This is a genomic window from Shewanella carassii, assembly GCF_002777975.1.
Classification (GTDB): Bacteria; Pseudomonadota; Gammaproteobacteria; order Enterobacterales; family Shewanellaceae; genus Shewanella; species Shewanella carassii.
Window position 1 is genome coordinate 113,339 of sequence record NZ_NGVS01000014.1, and the last position, 14,938, is coordinate 128,276.

Genomic DNA, 14,938 nt, shown 5'->3' on the forward strand with positions numbered 1-14,938 from the left:
GGGGTGTTTTTTTATGATCTGTTTTTTAACATTCTTTTCCTCGAAATGTCGTCAAGAGTGACATTTTTCAACTCCGCTTATCGCTGAAAGTTTGAAGCAGTTAACGCTTTGAACAGCCGTTCCCATGGGGCTTACATCCAAACTGTCCCAGATCAAAACCACCTTACTAACAAAGCCTTATATTGCTCATGCTGATAGAAGGATTCTATTCATATTTAACGGATTTTTTACCTTTTTTGCGCATGGGAATAACTTGGATTGTCTAAGGGCTCAAGTGCACGAAAGAGGGTTGTATCACCCGCAGCGTGGGTGAAAATTATCAGGAGCAAAAATGAAAGACCAGAAGCCAGATCTGAACCGCAGATCCCTGCTGAAGGCTATCACCATAGGCAGTGCCGCGGGTGCCGCGATTGCTGCCACCGGAGTGAGTGCCGCTCAGGCCAGTGAAACTGTTGAAGCGAAATCCGAGAACACGGGTTATCACGAAACAGCGCATATCCGCAGCTATTACAACAGTCTGCGTAGCTAATCCAGGAGATCTCAAGCGATGAAGTTAACTCGCACATCTAATGTCGCCCCCAAGGCCGATAAACCAAAACTGGGGATCAGCCGTCGTCAGTTTATGAAAAATGCCGGTATTACAGCCGGTGGTATTGCAGCTGCCTCTATGCTGGGCACTGGCATGATGCGTCGCGCCGAGGCCAAAGATGTTCCTTATGACGCGCCGATCGAAGTCAAGCGCACCATTTGTAGTGCCTGCGCCGTAGGTTGCGGTCTGTATGCCGAAGTACAAAATGGTGTTTGGACTGGTCAGGAGCCTGCCTTCGATCACCCATTCAACGCCGGTGGTCACTGTGCCAAAGGTGCTGCACTGCGCGAGCATGGCCATGGTGAGAAGCGTCTCAAGTACCCAATGAAGCTTGAAGGCGGTAAGTGGAAGCGTATCAGCTGGGATCAGGCCATCAACGAAGTTGGTGACAAGATGCTGAAGATCCGTCAGGAATCGGGTCCGGATTCTGTTTACTTTATGGGTAGCGCCAAGTTCTCCAACGAAGGCTGCTACATGTATCGTAAGCTGGCCGCCATGTGGGGTACCAACAACGTCGACCACTCTGCCCGTATTTGTCACTCTACCACTGTAGCCGGTGTGGCCAACACCTGGGGCTATGGTGCGCAAACCAACTCTTTCAACGATATTCAGAACACCAAGGCTATTTTCTTCATTGGTGCCAACCCTGCAGAAGCACACCCTGTTTCCATGCAGCACATTCTGATCGCCAAAGAGAAGAATAACGCCAAGCTGATCGTGGTCGATCCACGCTTCTCCCGTACCGCAGCTCATGCCGATCTGCACTGTGCCATCCGTCCGGGTACCGACATTCCGTTTATCTACGGTATGTTGTGGCATATCTTCGAAAACGGTTGGGAAGATAAGACTTTCATCAAAGAACGTGTGTTCGAGATGGAAACTATCCGTGAAGAAGCCAAGAAGTTCCCACCTAAAGAAGTGGCCAATATTACCGGCTGTAGCGAAGAGTATCTGTACCAGGCCGCCAAGATGATGGCCGATAACCGTCCAGGCACTGTGATTTGGTGTATGGGTGGTACTCAGCACCACGTAGGTAATGCGAACACCCGCGCATACTGTATCCTGCAGTTGGCTCTGGGTAACATGGGTGTTTCCGGTGGTGGTACCAACATCTTCCGTGGTCACGATAACGTACAGGGCGCTACCGACTTGGGTCTGCTGTTCGATAACCTGCCAGGTTACTACGGCCTGACCACTGCGGCATGGCAACACTGGACCCATGTATGGGATCTGGATATGGAGTGGATGAAGAGCCGCTTCGATCAGGGTACTTACCTGGGCCGCGAACCTATGACGACTCCGGGTATTCCTTGCTCCCGTTGGCACGACGGTGTACTGGAAGACAAGCAGAAGCTGGCACAGAAAGACAACGTGCGTCTGGCCTTCTTCTGGGGTCAGTCTGTCAACACTGAAACCCGTCAGCGCGACGTGCGTGATGCACTGGACAAGATGGATACAGTTGTTGTTGTTGACCCATTCCCAACTATGGCCGGTGTTATGCACCGTCGTAAGGATGGCGTCTACCTGTTGCCTGCAGCGACTCAGTTTGAGACCCGTGGTTCCATCTCCAACTCAGGCCGTTCTATCCAATGGCGTGAACAGGTTATCGAGCCGCTGTTCGAGTCCAAGACAGATATCGAAATCATGTATCGTCTGGCGCAGAAACTGGGCTTTGCCGAGCAGTACACCAAGCGCATCAAGAAAGAGAATGGTCTGCCTCTGATCGAAGACATCACTCGCGAAATCAACCGCGGTATGTGGACTATCGGTATGTCCGGCCAGAGCCCTGAGCGTATTAAGGCTCACACCATGAACTGGGGTACTTTCTCCAACAAGACTCTGGAAGCCGAAGGTGGCCCATGCAAGGGCGAAACCTATGGTCTGCCTTGGCCATGTTGGGGTACACCTGAGATGAAGCATCCAGGTACCCAGATCCTCTATAACACAAGCAAGCACGTCAAAGACGGCGGCGGTAACTTCCGTGCCCGTTACGGCGTGGAATATCAAGGCAAGAACCTGCTGGCCGAAGGCTCCTTCTCCAAGGGCGCCGAAATCCAGGACGGTTATCCTGAGTTCTCCGACAAGCTGCTCAAGCAATTGGGCTGGTGGGATGAGCTGACTGCCGAAGAGAAAGCTGAAGCCGAAGGCAAGAACTGGAAGACCGACCTTTCCGGCGGTATTGTCCGGGTTGCCATCAAGCACGGCTGTATCCCATTCGGTAACGCCAAGGCCCGTTGTATCGTGTGGACCTTCCCCGATCAGGTGCCTGTGCACCGTGAGCCACTGTACACCTCCCGTCGTGATCTGGTCGCTAAGTACCCGACTTACGACGATATGCAAGTACACCGTCTGCCGACTCTGTACAAGTCTATCCAGGAGAAGGATGTCAGCGGTAAGTATCCTCTGGTACTGACTTCTGGTCGTCTGGTGGAGTACGAGGGTGGTGGTGAAGAATCACGTGCCAACCCATGGCTGGCCGAACTGCAACAGGAGATGTTCGTTGAGATCAACCCTGGTGATGCTGCCGACCGCGGTATCCGCGACGGCGAGAAGGTATGGCTGGAAGGCGCCGAAGGTGGCCGGATACTGGTTCAGGCCATGGTGACCCCAAGGGTTCAACCTGGTGTGACCTGGATGCCTTATCACTTCGCCGGGATCATGCACGGCGAGAGCCTGGAGCCCAACTATCCGGAAGGCACTGTGCCTTACGTATTGGGTGAATCCTGTAACACTGCGCTGACCTACGGTTATGACCCAGTGACTCAGATGCAGGAAACCAAGGCGTCGCTTTGTCAGATCGTCAAAGCATAAGTGCAGCTTAAGCGAGGAGAATTGCCACTATGGCTACAATGAAATTTCTGTGTGATACCAAGCGCTGCATCGAATGTAATGGCTGTGTCACCGCCTGTAAAAACGAAAACGACTCCGCTCTCGAGTGGGGTATCCAACGTCGCCGCGTGGTGACCATCAAGGATGGTCAGCCCGGCGAGGCCTCTATCTCTGTGGCTTGTATGCATTGCAGCGACGCGCCTTGTATGGCCGTATGTCCTGCCAACTGCTTCTACCGCACCGACGATGGCATAGTGCTGCACAACAAAGATACCTGTATCGGTTGTGGTTACTGTCTCTATGCCTGCCCATTCGGCGCGCCTCAGTTCCCGAAAAAGGGTGCCTTCGGTTCCCGCGGCAAGATGGACAAGTGTACCTTCTGTGCCGGTGGTCCTGAAGAAAACCATTCGGAAGCCGAGCGTCAGAAATACGGTGCCAACCGTATTGCTGAAGGTAAGTTGCCTATGTGCGCCGAGCTCTGTGCAACCAAGGCCCTGCTGGCCGGTGATGCGGAAGTGGTTTCCGGCATCTACCGCGAGCGTGTGGCTTATCGCGGTGCCGAAAACGGCGCCTGGAAGTAACAGACGGCACGAATATCCGGCCCGGCTTAGCCGGGTCGGTGAGAGAGGTTAATATGAACAAATGGTTCAAACACATAGGCTTGGCTATTGCGCTCATGTTCAGCGCCGTATGCTTCGCCAATGGTGCCGATGCACCTGTGGAACCACAAGCGAGCGATGCCCAGATCTGGGCTCAGCTCAAGGATGGGGCAACGGGGTATACCACGTCTCACAGCCAGTTCCACAACCAGCCGATCAATACCTATGATCTGCGGGTACTGGAGCTGCGCAGCGACTGGCTGGCTCCGGGGTTGATGTTGGCCCTGTTTGGCATGATCATCATCTTTGCTCTGTTTATCATGGTTAACGGTATTTCCAAGTTGCACCATGGTTTCTCCGGCAAGATGGTATATCGCTGGTCCAAGTTTGACGTGAGCATTCACTGGCTGGGGGCGATCCCCTGCTTGCTGCTGATCCTCACCGGCTTGGTACTGCTGGCCGGGCGTTTCTTCTTCCAACCTTATTTGGGGGAAGGCTTCTGGGCTTCACTGGTCAATGGCGCCAAGCAAGTGCACGACGTGATGGCGATTCCCTTCATGTTCGGTTGGGCGCTGATGACGCTGTTGTGGGCCAAGAACCAGCTACCTAAGATGTACGACGTCAAGTGGTTCATGGTGGTGGGCGGTTACATCAACTTCGGTCCTTTCAAGGGCAAACACCCTGATGCCGGCTTTGCCAACGCCGGTGAGAAGATGTGGTTCTGGGCCTTTGCCTTCTTTGGACTGATCATCTCAGCCTCAGGCATGTTGCTGTTGTTCCCCAACCTGTTTGAACCCAGCCGTACCCTGAGCCTGATCGCTCTGGTATTGCACTCAATCAGCGCCATCATCATCTGTGCCTTCTCCATAGTGCATATCTTCATGGCGACAGTTATGTCTGAGGGTGGTATGGAGTGTATGGTTTCCGGTTACTGTGATGAAAACTGGGCGACTCAACACCATAACCTGTGGTATGACGAGATTAAGGCCAACGGTACTCTGAAATACAGAGACTGAGGTCCATTCTTCCGCTGAAAAGCCGTGTCAGTCGACACGGCTTTTTATCAATAATGAAAAATACCTAAATGATTTTTTTATTTTTGATATTTAAACCTGGATTGAGATTCATTAATCATAAATACGAGGTGTATTTATATAATTAACTGTTTTTTATGGCTAATTTAAATCATCCCCAGTCATGCCCTCCGTTTTTTCGTCTAAAAATGTAACAAAGTTACAAATTAACCCCTCTTCACGGTTAACTTTTTTATTTTCTGCTCGCAAACATGGACATAAAAATAAAACAGTACTATGTTTTTTTTATGGGATGCACAGAGTGTGTCTGCATTTGGAGTGGATTGATTATTTAATCGCCATTAAGTAAGATCATTCTACAAACGTAACAAAGTTACGCATCTTTCCTTCATTCAATCAGATACCATCATGATCAATAATACTCGAACCAGTGTGTTATCAATGCTGCCGTCTTTGCTATCCAGTGTGCTACTGATAGTGATCGGCATCTTTGCATACCGTGCATTTTTTCAGCTCAACGATGTCAGCGAACGTCTGGTAAACAATAACAATTTGTCAGAGACTTTCGCCGGTGTTCGTGAGGAGTTTTACCAACTGAGATTGGCGTCTTTGGTACACAATACCGAGGGTGTGCGTAGCCACCAAGCCAATGTACATGGTTTGATAGCCAACCTTGCCAATTTTGATACCGGCTTTATGAGCAATGCCGATTCACGGATTGCCAGCCTCAAGCCTGGGATCGATCGTTATACTCGGCTCTACTTTGATGAGTTGGCATTGGCTGAAAGAACCGGTACCGAGCCGGAGCTATCTCCTGAGCGCCGGGATCTGGGCCCTGAGGTCAGTAATGAGATCAACCAATTGGTTGCACAGATCACTGACCGCAACCAAGAGTTGGGCGAAAGAACCGTTGCCGAAGTCGATAAGGCCGAAGCCATTCTTTTAGGGTTGATTCTATTTGCGATAGTGACCTCCTTGGTGATGGCGCTGATGATGAGCCGTCATCTGGTGGCGATCATTACCCGTATTCAACAATCAGTTGCCAAACTGGCGGTCGGCGACTTGACCCACAAGATAGGGATCAAAGGTCAGAACGAACTTTGTACTCTGGCGGCCGATTTGGATCAGCTTAGCGACAGATTACAAGCCATGATCCGTGAAATTGCCCAAGCCTCTGAACATATGGCGCAGCAGGTGGGTGAACTCAATGTTCAATCTGAGGCCAACTCGGCCGCATTGCAGGCCCACGCTTTAGAAACCGACCAGGTCGTTACCGCAGTTGAAGAGATGAGCGCTACCGCTCAAGGGGTTGCCAACGATGCCGCCTCTGCTGCACAGCTGACAGACAAGGCCAGAAACCAAGGTGATGAATCCCGTCAGGCAGTTGAGCAAGCTTCCAACAATGTGATGGCACTGGTACATGAAGTCGACAGTGCCTCTCAAACCATTGCCGAGATGGATGAGAGCACCCGCAGAATTGCCGGTGTGCTGAATGTGATTGGTGAGATTGCCGAGCAAACTAACCTGTTGGCATTGAACGCCGCTATCGAGGCGGCCCGTGCCGGTGAACAGGGACGCGGCTTTGCCGTGGTGGCCGATGAAGTCAGGGCGTTGGCGGCACGTACTCAGGCCAGCACTTCAGAGATCAACAACATGTTGGAGCAACTGCGTCAAGGCGCCGATTCCGCGGTGAATGCCATGAATCGTACCCGCCAGAGCTGTCAGGCTACCGCCGATACCACGACTCTGGTGGCCGAAAGTCTGCAGGGGCTGACCGAGCATGTGTTTGATATCAATGGCCTCAGCACTCAGATAGCTACGGCTGCTGAAGAGCAGAGTTCGGTTTCTGAAGAGATTACCCGTAACCTCAGTGTTATTCGCGAAATGGTAGAAGAGTTGAATCAGAGCGGTAAGGCGACACTTGACAGTACCGAGGCGCTGGCCGCCGCTAAAGATCAGCTTGCAGCCGTGGTTAGACAATTTAAACTCAATTAAAATCAGGGGGCTACGGCCCCCTTTTCTATTATGAGCCCTCAACCCCTCTAAAGACGGATTTTCATCCGTCATCACTAAAACATGATCTGCTTAACAAAAAGATACAACCGATGCTGATAGGAATTGTTAACTTCTAGCCAGTTCACGGTTTAGCTACTCCACAGGAGGTAGTCTACCCACAGCTGGCAGTACCTTGGGATATCACTTAATGGACTGTGATTCTTAAGGATTAGCAAAACTAACAGGAAGCCTTATGTCATCTATAATTCAAACCCTCGATCGCCAACTGGCCACACCTTACCAAGCCAATATTACTGTACCCAACTGGATGTTGGGGGCCATGGAACGGGTGATGCAGTACTATGTTGACAAGAATCTGAGGCTGGACACTATTTCTGCTGATGTGATGCCGGCGCCGATAGAGGGCAAGAAGTACATGCTCTATGCCCATGTGCCTTTCTGTCATACGCTCTGTTCCTACTGCACCTTCCATCGTTTTCTGTTCAAGGAAGACAAGGCTCGCGCTTATTTTGTGGCGCTGCGCAAAGAGATGGATATGGTCAAGCAGTTGGGCTATGACTTCGAGTCCATGTATATAGGTGGCGGTACCACAACTGTGCTGGAAGATGAGCTGGCGCGTACCATAGAGTATGCCAAGACCCTGTTCCCTTCCATCAAGGAAGTTTCTTGTGAATCGGATCCCCAACACCTGGACAGTCCTGGCTTTAAACAGCTCAAGGGCTTGGTTGACCGCATGTCCATCGGGGTGCAGAGCTTCAATGATGACATCCTCAAGATGACAGACAGGTTGGAAAAGTTCGGTACTGGCCAGCAAACATTCGACAAGATCATGGCCGCCAAAGAGCTGTTTCCGATTATCAACGTCGATCTGATCTTCGGTTTCCGCGGTCAGACAGACGAAGTGATCCAACATGACTTGGATATGGCTTCCAAACTGGATCCGCGTCAGATCACCACTTATCCCTTGATGATCACTCACCAGACCCGTAAGAGTGTCAAAGGGAAACTGGCAGCACCGCAGGCCGATATGGCCAACCAGTACCGGATGATCCTCAATACTCTCAATGGTCAGTATAACCAGTTGTCGGCTTGGGCCTTTGGCAAGGCCAACGATGAAGGCTTTGACGAGTACGTGATCGACTACGACGAATACTTGGGCGTGGGCTCAGGTTCATTCAGTTTCCTCAACGATACCCTGCATGTGAATACTTTCTCGCTGCGCAAGTATCAGGAGCGGATCGCCAGCGGCAAGATGGGTGTTGAGCAGCAAAAGCAGTACAGCAAGAAAGATGTGATGCAGTATCGTTTCCTGCTAGGGATGTTCTCTGGCCGTCTGTCGCGCAAGTATTTCCGCGATACCTTTGGCGTTAATCTGGACACGGCCCTGTTCAAAGAGATGAGCTCGATGAAGTTGATTGGCGCTATCAAGAATGATCCTAAAAATCCGGATGAGCTGATCATTACAGACAACGGCAAGATGATGGGCCTGCTGATGATGAAAGAGTTCTATTCCGGTATGGATAATGTCCGGGCGCAGCTGCGTAAGCCACTGAAGCCTTGTGATATGTAAGCTTTGCCTCAATCAATGATAAAAAATCCGCCACAGAGCGGATTTTTTATTGCGCAATAAAGGTTCTGCCGACGGTTAGCCGCCTTGACTGCGATGACTGGGATAACGGGGGCAGTCGTCAGTAATCTGCAGCCAGGCGGGTTTGTCGGCGCAGTAGATATGATATCTGGGCACCACTCTGTCTGGGTCATCCAAAGAAGCAATGCTCAAGCTGATAAACTCGGGATGGTCGAGACTGCGATAACTCAGGCTGGTGCCACAGTTTGGGCAAAAGCCGCGGCGGATCTTGGCCGAAGAGGCATATTCCCGCACGGTCTCCCCCTGCCAGGTGAGTTGCTCCAGCCTGAAGTCCATCCAACTGCCCACCACAGCCCCTGTGCTCTTGCGGCATTGACTGCAGTAACAGTGGTCGGCATCGAACGGTTCACCCTCGAGGCGATAACGTATGGCGCCGCACAGGCAGCCTCCCTGTAACTCATTCTGCGGTTTCATCGCTCGACTCCTGGATAGCTTATCGTCAGGGCCTATCTGGCACGATAGACGGGATACGCCAGGTAAGCCTTGTCATAGTAAGGGCTGCGCTCGTAGAACCAACGCAACCTAGCCTTGGCATCGGCGGCAAAGGCCGGGTCTTTGAGCGCCTGGTCAAATTCGGCCTGAAGCGCTTTGGAGTTGGCCAGCATCTGTTGTGCCAAAGGCTCAACCGCATAGTCCTCAATATATTCGGTGCGGGTGAATATGGTGTTGAACAATCCCCACTGCAGCAGTGAGTCGGGCGATTGCGGCTCCAGCAGTATCATCGCCAGATCGCCGAGCGGCTGCTCAGTGCTTATCTTGACTGTGCCGACGGGCAAGGTGAGTTCAACCTTTTCCAGTTTGGCCTTGGCACTGACTCTCTGGCGGCCTTCATAGTCACTGGCGGCAAACTGGGGTTCGCTGAGGCGATACTGTTGCAGCTTCAGTGTTTGAGGTTGCTCCAGGCGAGTCATGCGAATGCCGTGCAGCGATAGCTTGGCAATCGCCTCTTGCCACTGGGGCGGAATATAGTAAGCGGCCGGGCGGCTGACCCGGATATCCGCCTCCGTGTTGCCTATTACCGGCAGGTTGGGATAAAGCTTGGGCTCGCCAGTCCAGCGTACCACTTGTTTGCCTGAAATGGGGCTCTGTTCCAATTGGTAGTCTATGCCTTTGAAATCCCAGCCCTGCTGCTTTTGTGACTTCCAGGTCAGGGTCACCAGCCGTGGGTAGCGGTACTTGTCTTTCTCTATCGCCGCGCGTAGCTTGGTCGCCTTGGCCCCCACCGTCTTGAGGGTTTGCTCCAGCATCACATAAGTGCCCAGTACCCTTTGCCGAAACGGCTTGAGGCTGTGGTTTTCAATCAATATGGTCGGCAGGTGTCTGGCATCGCCATAGCCGTTGGAATAACGGGCCGAAGCATTCCACAGTGACATGCCCTTGCTCAAGTCAGTATTGTCCAAGGCGAAGACCAGAGGTCCCGGGATATGACCTGCCTGGGTCAGCGCCTGTTCTATCGCCGGGCGATACTCCTGTTGCAGCCAGTTGTAGCCGGCGGGGCTCAGCCCCTGAGACAGGTTGTAACCAAAGGTCACATCATATTGGTAATCGATACCGTCGGTGACATGCACATCGATATACAGCTGTGGCTGCCAGTCGTTGATGGCGGTCAGCATGTGTTGCATCTCTATGCTGTCGGCCTTGGCGTAGTCACGATTGAGGTTGATGTTTTGGCTGGTGGTTCGCCAGCCCATGTTCAGTGGGCCGCGTTGATTAACCCGGTTGCTTTGGCTGGAGCGCTCGTGCGCATCGACACTGAAAATCGGTACAAACAGCAGGTTGACCTGTTCCAACAGCTCGGCCTTGTCGCCGACTATGATATCCCGCAATAACATCATGCCGGCATCTTTGCCGTCAATTTCACCCGAGTGGATCCCGGCTTGCACCAGAACATTGGGCTTATGGTTGCGTCTCAGCTGTGCCGGGGTGGCGGCACCTTCGGCGCTGGCCACTATCATCCAGATATCACGGCCCTGGGGGCTCTTGCCCAGGCTCACCTTGTTGAGCTTGTTGCTTTGGGTCATCAGCCTATCCAGCCAGGCAAAGGTCTGCTGATAGCTTGGGCTTTCAATACCGCCGGATTGTTCAAAAGGCGTGGCCCAGCCGTCGTCGGCTGGACGCATTAAGGCCTCGCTGGCACCACTCCAGGGTTTGAGCGGCGGCAAAATGGCATCATTGATATAGGTGTTGGCTTGGATGGCTGGTTCGGCAAGTGCGGCGCCGGGTAACGTCGCGACAGCGAGCCAGAGCAGGGACAGCATGCGCATGAAAGGCTCCGGGGTACAGGATATTGTTATTGTGTAAACGCTCTATCTTTCACCAATTTACTGAACCCTGCAAGTCACTCAAGGTGACTGATTCAACTTAATTAGGGTTAAGCAAGATGGCTGCAGAACCCTGCCTAATTTCAGCTACGTCAAATTAGTGTCAAAAAATATCTTGGATGGCCGAAAATTTATATATTTGCAATCTATTCGAAATAACCACAAATGGGCTCTTTTTAAGTTATTTTCATTGTTGTAATTTCTTGTTCGAATTAATTGAGATGACGTTTGTTTTTATTTTTTGAATATAAATATTAAATATCTTATATCAGTAAAGTAGAGGCTTGATGTGGCTGCCTTCCATTTGTCGATTTTTGTATGTGGCAATCACATTAATAGATCCTGATTAAGTAAGATTTTGGAGAAATGTCGATGAAAGGCATATCAAATATATTGATAGTATCTGCAATGGTTTTACCGCTTGGATGCGCTTCGGCTGCAGAGGTAATTACCCTGGATGGTCAGTCACTCCAGATTGAACAGCTGTTGCAATTGAAAGAAAAGAATGTCCAAGTTGCTTTGACCAAAGAGGCTAAGCAAGTCATCAATGCCAGTCACGAATTACTCATTGATTCTGCTCGTCAAGGCACGCCGGTATACGGGCTCACCGTTGGGGTAGGCAAGAACAAGGATACCCCGGTATTCGGTAAAGACGGTTCCCTGAGCGCCGAAGCCCGTAAGCTATCGGAAGACTTTAATCGTGACATGCTGTTCACTCACTCGGCAGCCAGCGGTCAACCCATAGCGCCGGAAACCGTGAAAATGGCGATGGCGATTCGGTTGAATCAGATAGCCACTGGGCATGTTGGTGTGCAGCCAGATGTGGCCCGCATCTACCAAGAGTTTATCAACGAAGATATTATTCCCGTTGTGCCGGAAGATGGCTCTGTGGGGTTGAGTGACATCCTGTTGGCCTCACACATAGGCGCCGCCATGATGGGTGAGTGGGATGTGTTCTACAAAGGCCAGCGGATGTCGGCGGCCAAGGCGATGAAGCAAGCCGGGATCAAGCCGCTGGTACCTTTCGGGAAGGATTCACTCTCTATTCTGTCCAACAACGCACTGGCAACGGCACAGGTAATCAATGCTATTGGTGATGCCCGTCAGATCATCCAATTCTCTCCCCGACTCATTGCCGCGGCTCTTGAAGGGATCAACGGTAATATCAGCCCCTTGTTGCCTCATACTCTGGCAGCCAGACCTATGCCAAATATCGAGAAGGTAGGTCAGGAGATTCTGGCCAATCTGGAGGGAGGATATCTATTCCAACGCGATGAGAAACGGCCGTTGCAGGATGCGCTCTCCTATCGTGGTGCTCACTGGCCTGTGGCCCATGCCATGTCGCAGTTGCAGCAGTTGGAAACCTTGGTGAATATTCAGATCAACAGCTCTGATGATAACCCTACGGTTTACATCAATGCCAACCCCGGACGTTACGCCGATGCTCCTCAAGTGGCGCAATATTTTACCAAGGGTGGGGTCTCAGGAGCGGTTAACTCCTCGGCCAACTTCGATACCATCCAATTGGCGTCCCAGACCGAGGCCTTTATCAATGCCATGGCGCAGTTGGGCAAATACTCCAGCAACCGTCAGATCAAGTTGATTGATCCCTACTTCACCGGTTTGCCAAGAGCCTTGGTCGACCCTGATGATGCCAATGGTCAGGCCTTCTATACCCTGCAAAATGGTTTCACCGCGCTGTTTGCTGAGATTGCCCATGCTGCCAATCCAGTGTCTTTCTATGGTATTGCCAACCAAGGGGGTATCGAGGATAACTTCAGCAACTACTTCCAGGCCGGTAAGAACCTCACCAAGGTCGTCGATGGCGTGGCACGCATCTATGGCTTTGAGCTGATGCAGGTGGCCCAGGCGATGGACCTACAGAAAAAGGTTAACCACAAACAGCTTTCTCCTCAAAATGAACAGTTGTTGAAAGCGCTGCGTAAGCAGGTGGCATACTACGATAAAGATAGAGTGTTCACGCCTGACATTGAGGCATCTACTCAGTTCTTGATGAAGTTCTAACGGCATCTTATTGCATTGACGCAAGCCCCGACCGGATTCGCTCCCGTCGGGGTTTTTTATTGCAAAAGAACCCGCAAGGACTAATACGACTGTTTCCGCCAGATAAGCTTATTGATTTAATGTGTAATCATCTGATTTTAATGGTTATTAGTCTTTTTTTTGCGGTTTTTCTTATTATCGATTTTGAACTAACGCCACTAAGCAACGATATAAGCAAAGATACAATTGATGGGAGCTTTGGGGGACGATTCTCTGGAGAAGGAAGCTTGGGAAACTGTAGGTTTAATCAAAATAAACCTGTTACAGGCCCGAAAGCATAACCAAAATTATGTGAAAATATCGTCAAAAACCGCGCCTGACTTTACATGAGTTACATTTTTGCAGCCCAATCTAAATATCTGTTTCAGTTGACTTTGTTCAATTCATAACCTGAGTTATGTTGGCTTCGATTCTTATTCTTGAGGAGCGCCGCATGAGTACAGTGATCGACAAGGTTACATTTGCTGAAACCAACAGCAGTCCCTTAGAGGTTCTGCAAACCGTCAGTCCTTTGATTGCCAGATTGGGATTTAAGGGGTTTTGGTTTCGGGGATTACCTTGTCACGCCAAGGAGTCTTTGGAGCAACCTGAAAGTCAGGAGTTATTTGCCCCTGTATGGCTACGTAAGCCGATAGCCTCTCTGGCATCCACGAGCAGGATAGCGGCGTTGCAGCAGTTCTATTTGGAACACTTTGCCCGTAGTGACAGTAATTTTGTCGAGTCGTTGAGCGCCGACAAGGCCTGGCGTTATCGCTGGCAAGAGGGGGATCCGGTAAAAAAACTATTCACCAAGCATGGTTATGATACCGTGCTTAGCTTCCCCGTGCCCAGTTACGCTAATCCGACCTGGTTTGGCCGTTTTATGCTGTTGGGTTCAGGTCATCCGGATCCGGAACCTGAGCGTTTGCAGCAGACCCTGATCTTGGCTCAGAGTCTATTGTTTGAACACGATAGACAGAGGTTCAACCCGTTTTTACAGAGCCGGATCTTCAAGGCTAATGCCAGAAAAGTGCTGAGAATGGCGGCAACCGGGTTACAGAATCACGAAATCTCTGATCGGCTGCACATTAGTGTCCGCGGGGTTGAATACCATATGGAATCAATGCGTAAAAAACTGGGCGCCAGTAACAGGGCAAACCTGATCCATCTGGCCCATCAATTTGAGTTGATCTGATATGTTAATACTGCTGGTCGAAGATAACCGTCTGTTGGCAAACAATATTATTCAGTACCTGGCGATTAAGGGCATTGAGTGTGACTATGCAGAAACCTTGGCCCAGGCCAACGGGCTGCTGAGGCAACAGCATTTCGATGTAATAGTGTTGGATCTCAACTTGCCGGATGGTGACGGTATCACTGCCTGCACGGGATGGAAGGCAGAGTGTATCGCGACTCCAGTGATTATGCTTACCGCTCGCAGTGGCCTGGATGACAGGTTGCATGGCTTTGATGCCGGCGCCGATGATTATCTGATCAAGCCGTTTGCCATGGAAGAACTGGTCGCTCGTCTCAAGGTGGTGGCACAGCGCCGCCCGGCACCGCCAAAACTACAATTGGGTGAGTTGGAGATGGACTTTGGCAAGCACGAAGCCTATCGCCAGGGACAGTTGTTGTCTTTGAGTCGCACCGGCTGGCAGATACTGGCTTTATTGGCGCGCCGCAGTCCGGAAACCGTGGAGCGGGAAGAGATAGAGCGCATGCTCTGGCCCGATTGTCCGCCAGATAGTGATAGCCTGCGCAGCCATTTGCATCTGCTGCGACGAGTGGTGGATAAGCCGTTCGACAGCCAGTTGATCCACACCATTCGCGGGGTTGGACTCTGCCTGAGGAGTGACTGA

Annotated in this window: 11 protein-coding genes; 9 read left to right on the top strand and 2 right to left on the bottom strand. The window is 51.2% G+C overall.

All coding sequences use genetic code 11. The features are described from left to right. Positions 1 to 331 precede the first annotated feature (331 nt). From CBE72_RS09135 to CBE72_RS09160, 6 genes are all read left to right on the top strand, one after another. On the top strand, positions 332 to 529 hold the full coding sequence (locus tag CBE72_RS09135) for a twin-arginine translocation signal domain-containing protein (protein ID WP_100143264.1): 198 nt from the start codon (positions 332 to 334) through the stop codon (positions 527 to 529). Between the two features lie 18 nt (positions 530 to 547). Further along, positions 548 to 3,400, top strand: a complete 2,853-nt coding sequence (locus CBE72_RS09140; RefSeq protein WP_100143265.1) for a molybdopterin-dependent oxidoreductase — start codon at positions 548 to 550, stop codon at positions 3,398 to 3,400. A 29-nt stretch (positions 3,401 to 3,429) separates the two neighbouring features. Continuing rightward, the gene (gene fdh3B / locus CBE72_RS09145) at positions 3,430 to 3,999 is read left to right on the top strand and encodes a formate dehydrogenase FDH3 subunit beta (protein ID WP_100143266.1); all 570 of its coding nucleotides are present in this window, start codon (positions 3,430 to 3,432) and stop codon (positions 3,997 to 3,999) included. Positions 4,000 to 4,052: 53 nt separating this feature from the next. Continuing rightward, entirely contained in the window at positions 4,053 to 5,033 is a 981-nt protein-coding gene (locus tag CBE72_RS09150; RefSeq protein ID WP_100143267.1) for a formate dehydrogenase subunit gamma, read from the top strand. Positions 5,034 to 5,459: 426 nt separating this feature from the next. Next, positions 5,460 to 7,046 carry a methyl-accepting chemotaxis protein gene (locus tag CBE72_RS09155; RefSeq protein ID WP_100143268.1) on the top strand — a complete coding sequence of 529 codons (1,587 nt, stop codon included), beginning with the start codon at positions 5,460 to 5,462 and terminating at the stop codon, positions 7,044 to 7,046. 253 nt (positions 7,047 to 7,299) lie between these two features. Then, positions 7,300 to 8,637 carry a coproporphyrinogen III oxidase family protein gene (locus CBE72_RS09160; RefSeq protein WP_100143269.1) on the top strand — a complete coding sequence of 446 codons (1,338 nt, stop codon included), beginning with the start codon at positions 7,300 to 7,302 and terminating at the stop codon, positions 8,635 to 8,637. A gap of 75 nt (positions 8,638 to 8,712) precedes the next feature. Here the strand turns inward: CBE72_RS09160 and CBE72_RS09165 are convergent, their stop codons facing one another. Together CBE72_RS09165 and CBE72_RS09170 are read right to left on the bottom strand one after the other, a co-directional pair. Beyond that, the gene (locus tag CBE72_RS09165) at positions 8,713 to 9,129 is read right to left on the bottom strand and encodes a GFA family protein (RefSeq protein ID WP_100143270.1); all 417 of its coding nucleotides are present in this window, start codon (positions 9,127 to 9,129) and stop codon (positions 8,713 to 8,715) included. A gap of 32 nt (positions 9,130 to 9,161) precedes the next feature. Then, entirely contained in the window at positions 9,162 to 10,979 is a 1,818-nt protein-coding gene (locus CBE72_RS09170; protein WP_100143271.1) for a M14 family metallopeptidase, read from the bottom strand. A gap of 429 nt (positions 10,980 to 11,408) precedes the next feature. Here CBE72_RS09170 and CBE72_RS09175 point away from each other — a divergent pair, with 429 nt between their 5' ends. From CBE72_RS09175 to CBE72_RS09185, 3 genes are all read left to right on the top strand, one after another. Then, entirely contained in the window at positions 11,409 to 13,061 is a 1,653-nt protein-coding gene (locus CBE72_RS09175) for an HAL/PAL/TAL family ammonia-lyase (RefSeq protein WP_100143272.1), read from the top strand. A 472-nt stretch (positions 13,062 to 13,533) separates the two neighbouring features. Further along, positions 13,534 to 14,274 (top strand): response regulator transcription factor, encoded by a 741-nt coding sequence (locus tag CBE72_RS09180; RefSeq protein WP_100143273.1) that lies wholly within the window; start codon positions 13,534 to 13,536, stop codon positions 14,272 to 14,274. Position 14,275: 1 nt separating this feature from the next. Then, positions 14,276 to 14,938 (top strand): response regulator transcription factor, encoded by a 663-nt coding sequence (locus CBE72_RS09185; RefSeq protein ID WP_100143274.1) that lies wholly within the window; start codon positions 14,276 to 14,278, stop codon positions 14,936 to 14,938.

Coding starts and splice junctions, on each gene's coding strand:
- CBE72_RS09135 (WP_100143264.1), top strand. CDS start 332: ATGAAAGACCAGAAGCCAGATCTGAACCGCAGATCCCTGCTGAAGGCT.
- CBE72_RS09140 (WP_100143265.1), top strand. CDS start 548: ATGAAGTTAACTCGCACATCTAATGTCGCCCCCAAGGCCGATAAACCA.
- fdh3B (WP_100143266.1), top strand. CDS start 3,430: ATGGCTACAATGAAATTTCTGTGTGATACCAAGCGCTGCATCGAATGT.
- CBE72_RS09150 (WP_100143267.1), top strand. CDS start 4,053: ATGAACAAATGGTTCAAACACATAGGCTTGGCTATTGCGCTCATGTTC.
- CBE72_RS09155 (WP_100143268.1), top strand. CDS start 5,460: ATGATCAATAATACTCGAACCAGTGTGTTATCAATGCTGCCGTCTTTG.
- CBE72_RS09160 (WP_100143269.1), top strand. CDS start 7,300: ATGTCATCTATAATTCAAACCCTCGATCGCCAACTGGCCACACCTTAC.
- CBE72_RS09165 (WP_100143270.1), bottom strand. CDS start 9,129: ATGAAACCGCAGAATGAGTTACAGGGAGGCTGCCTGTGCGGCGCCATA.
- CBE72_RS09170 (WP_100143271.1), bottom strand. CDS start 10,979: ATGCGCATGCTGTCCCTGCTCTGGCTCGCTGTCGCGACGTTACCCGGC.
- CBE72_RS09175 (WP_100143272.1), top strand. CDS start 11,409: ATGAAAGGCATATCAAATATATTGATAGTATCTGCAATGGTTTTACCG.
- CBE72_RS09180 (WP_100143273.1), top strand. CDS start 13,534: ATGAGTACAGTGATCGACAAGGTTACATTTGCTGAAACCAACAGCAGT.
- CBE72_RS09185 (WP_100143274.1), top strand. CDS start 14,276: ATGTTAATACTGCTGGTCGAAGATAACCGTCTGTTGGCAAACAATATT.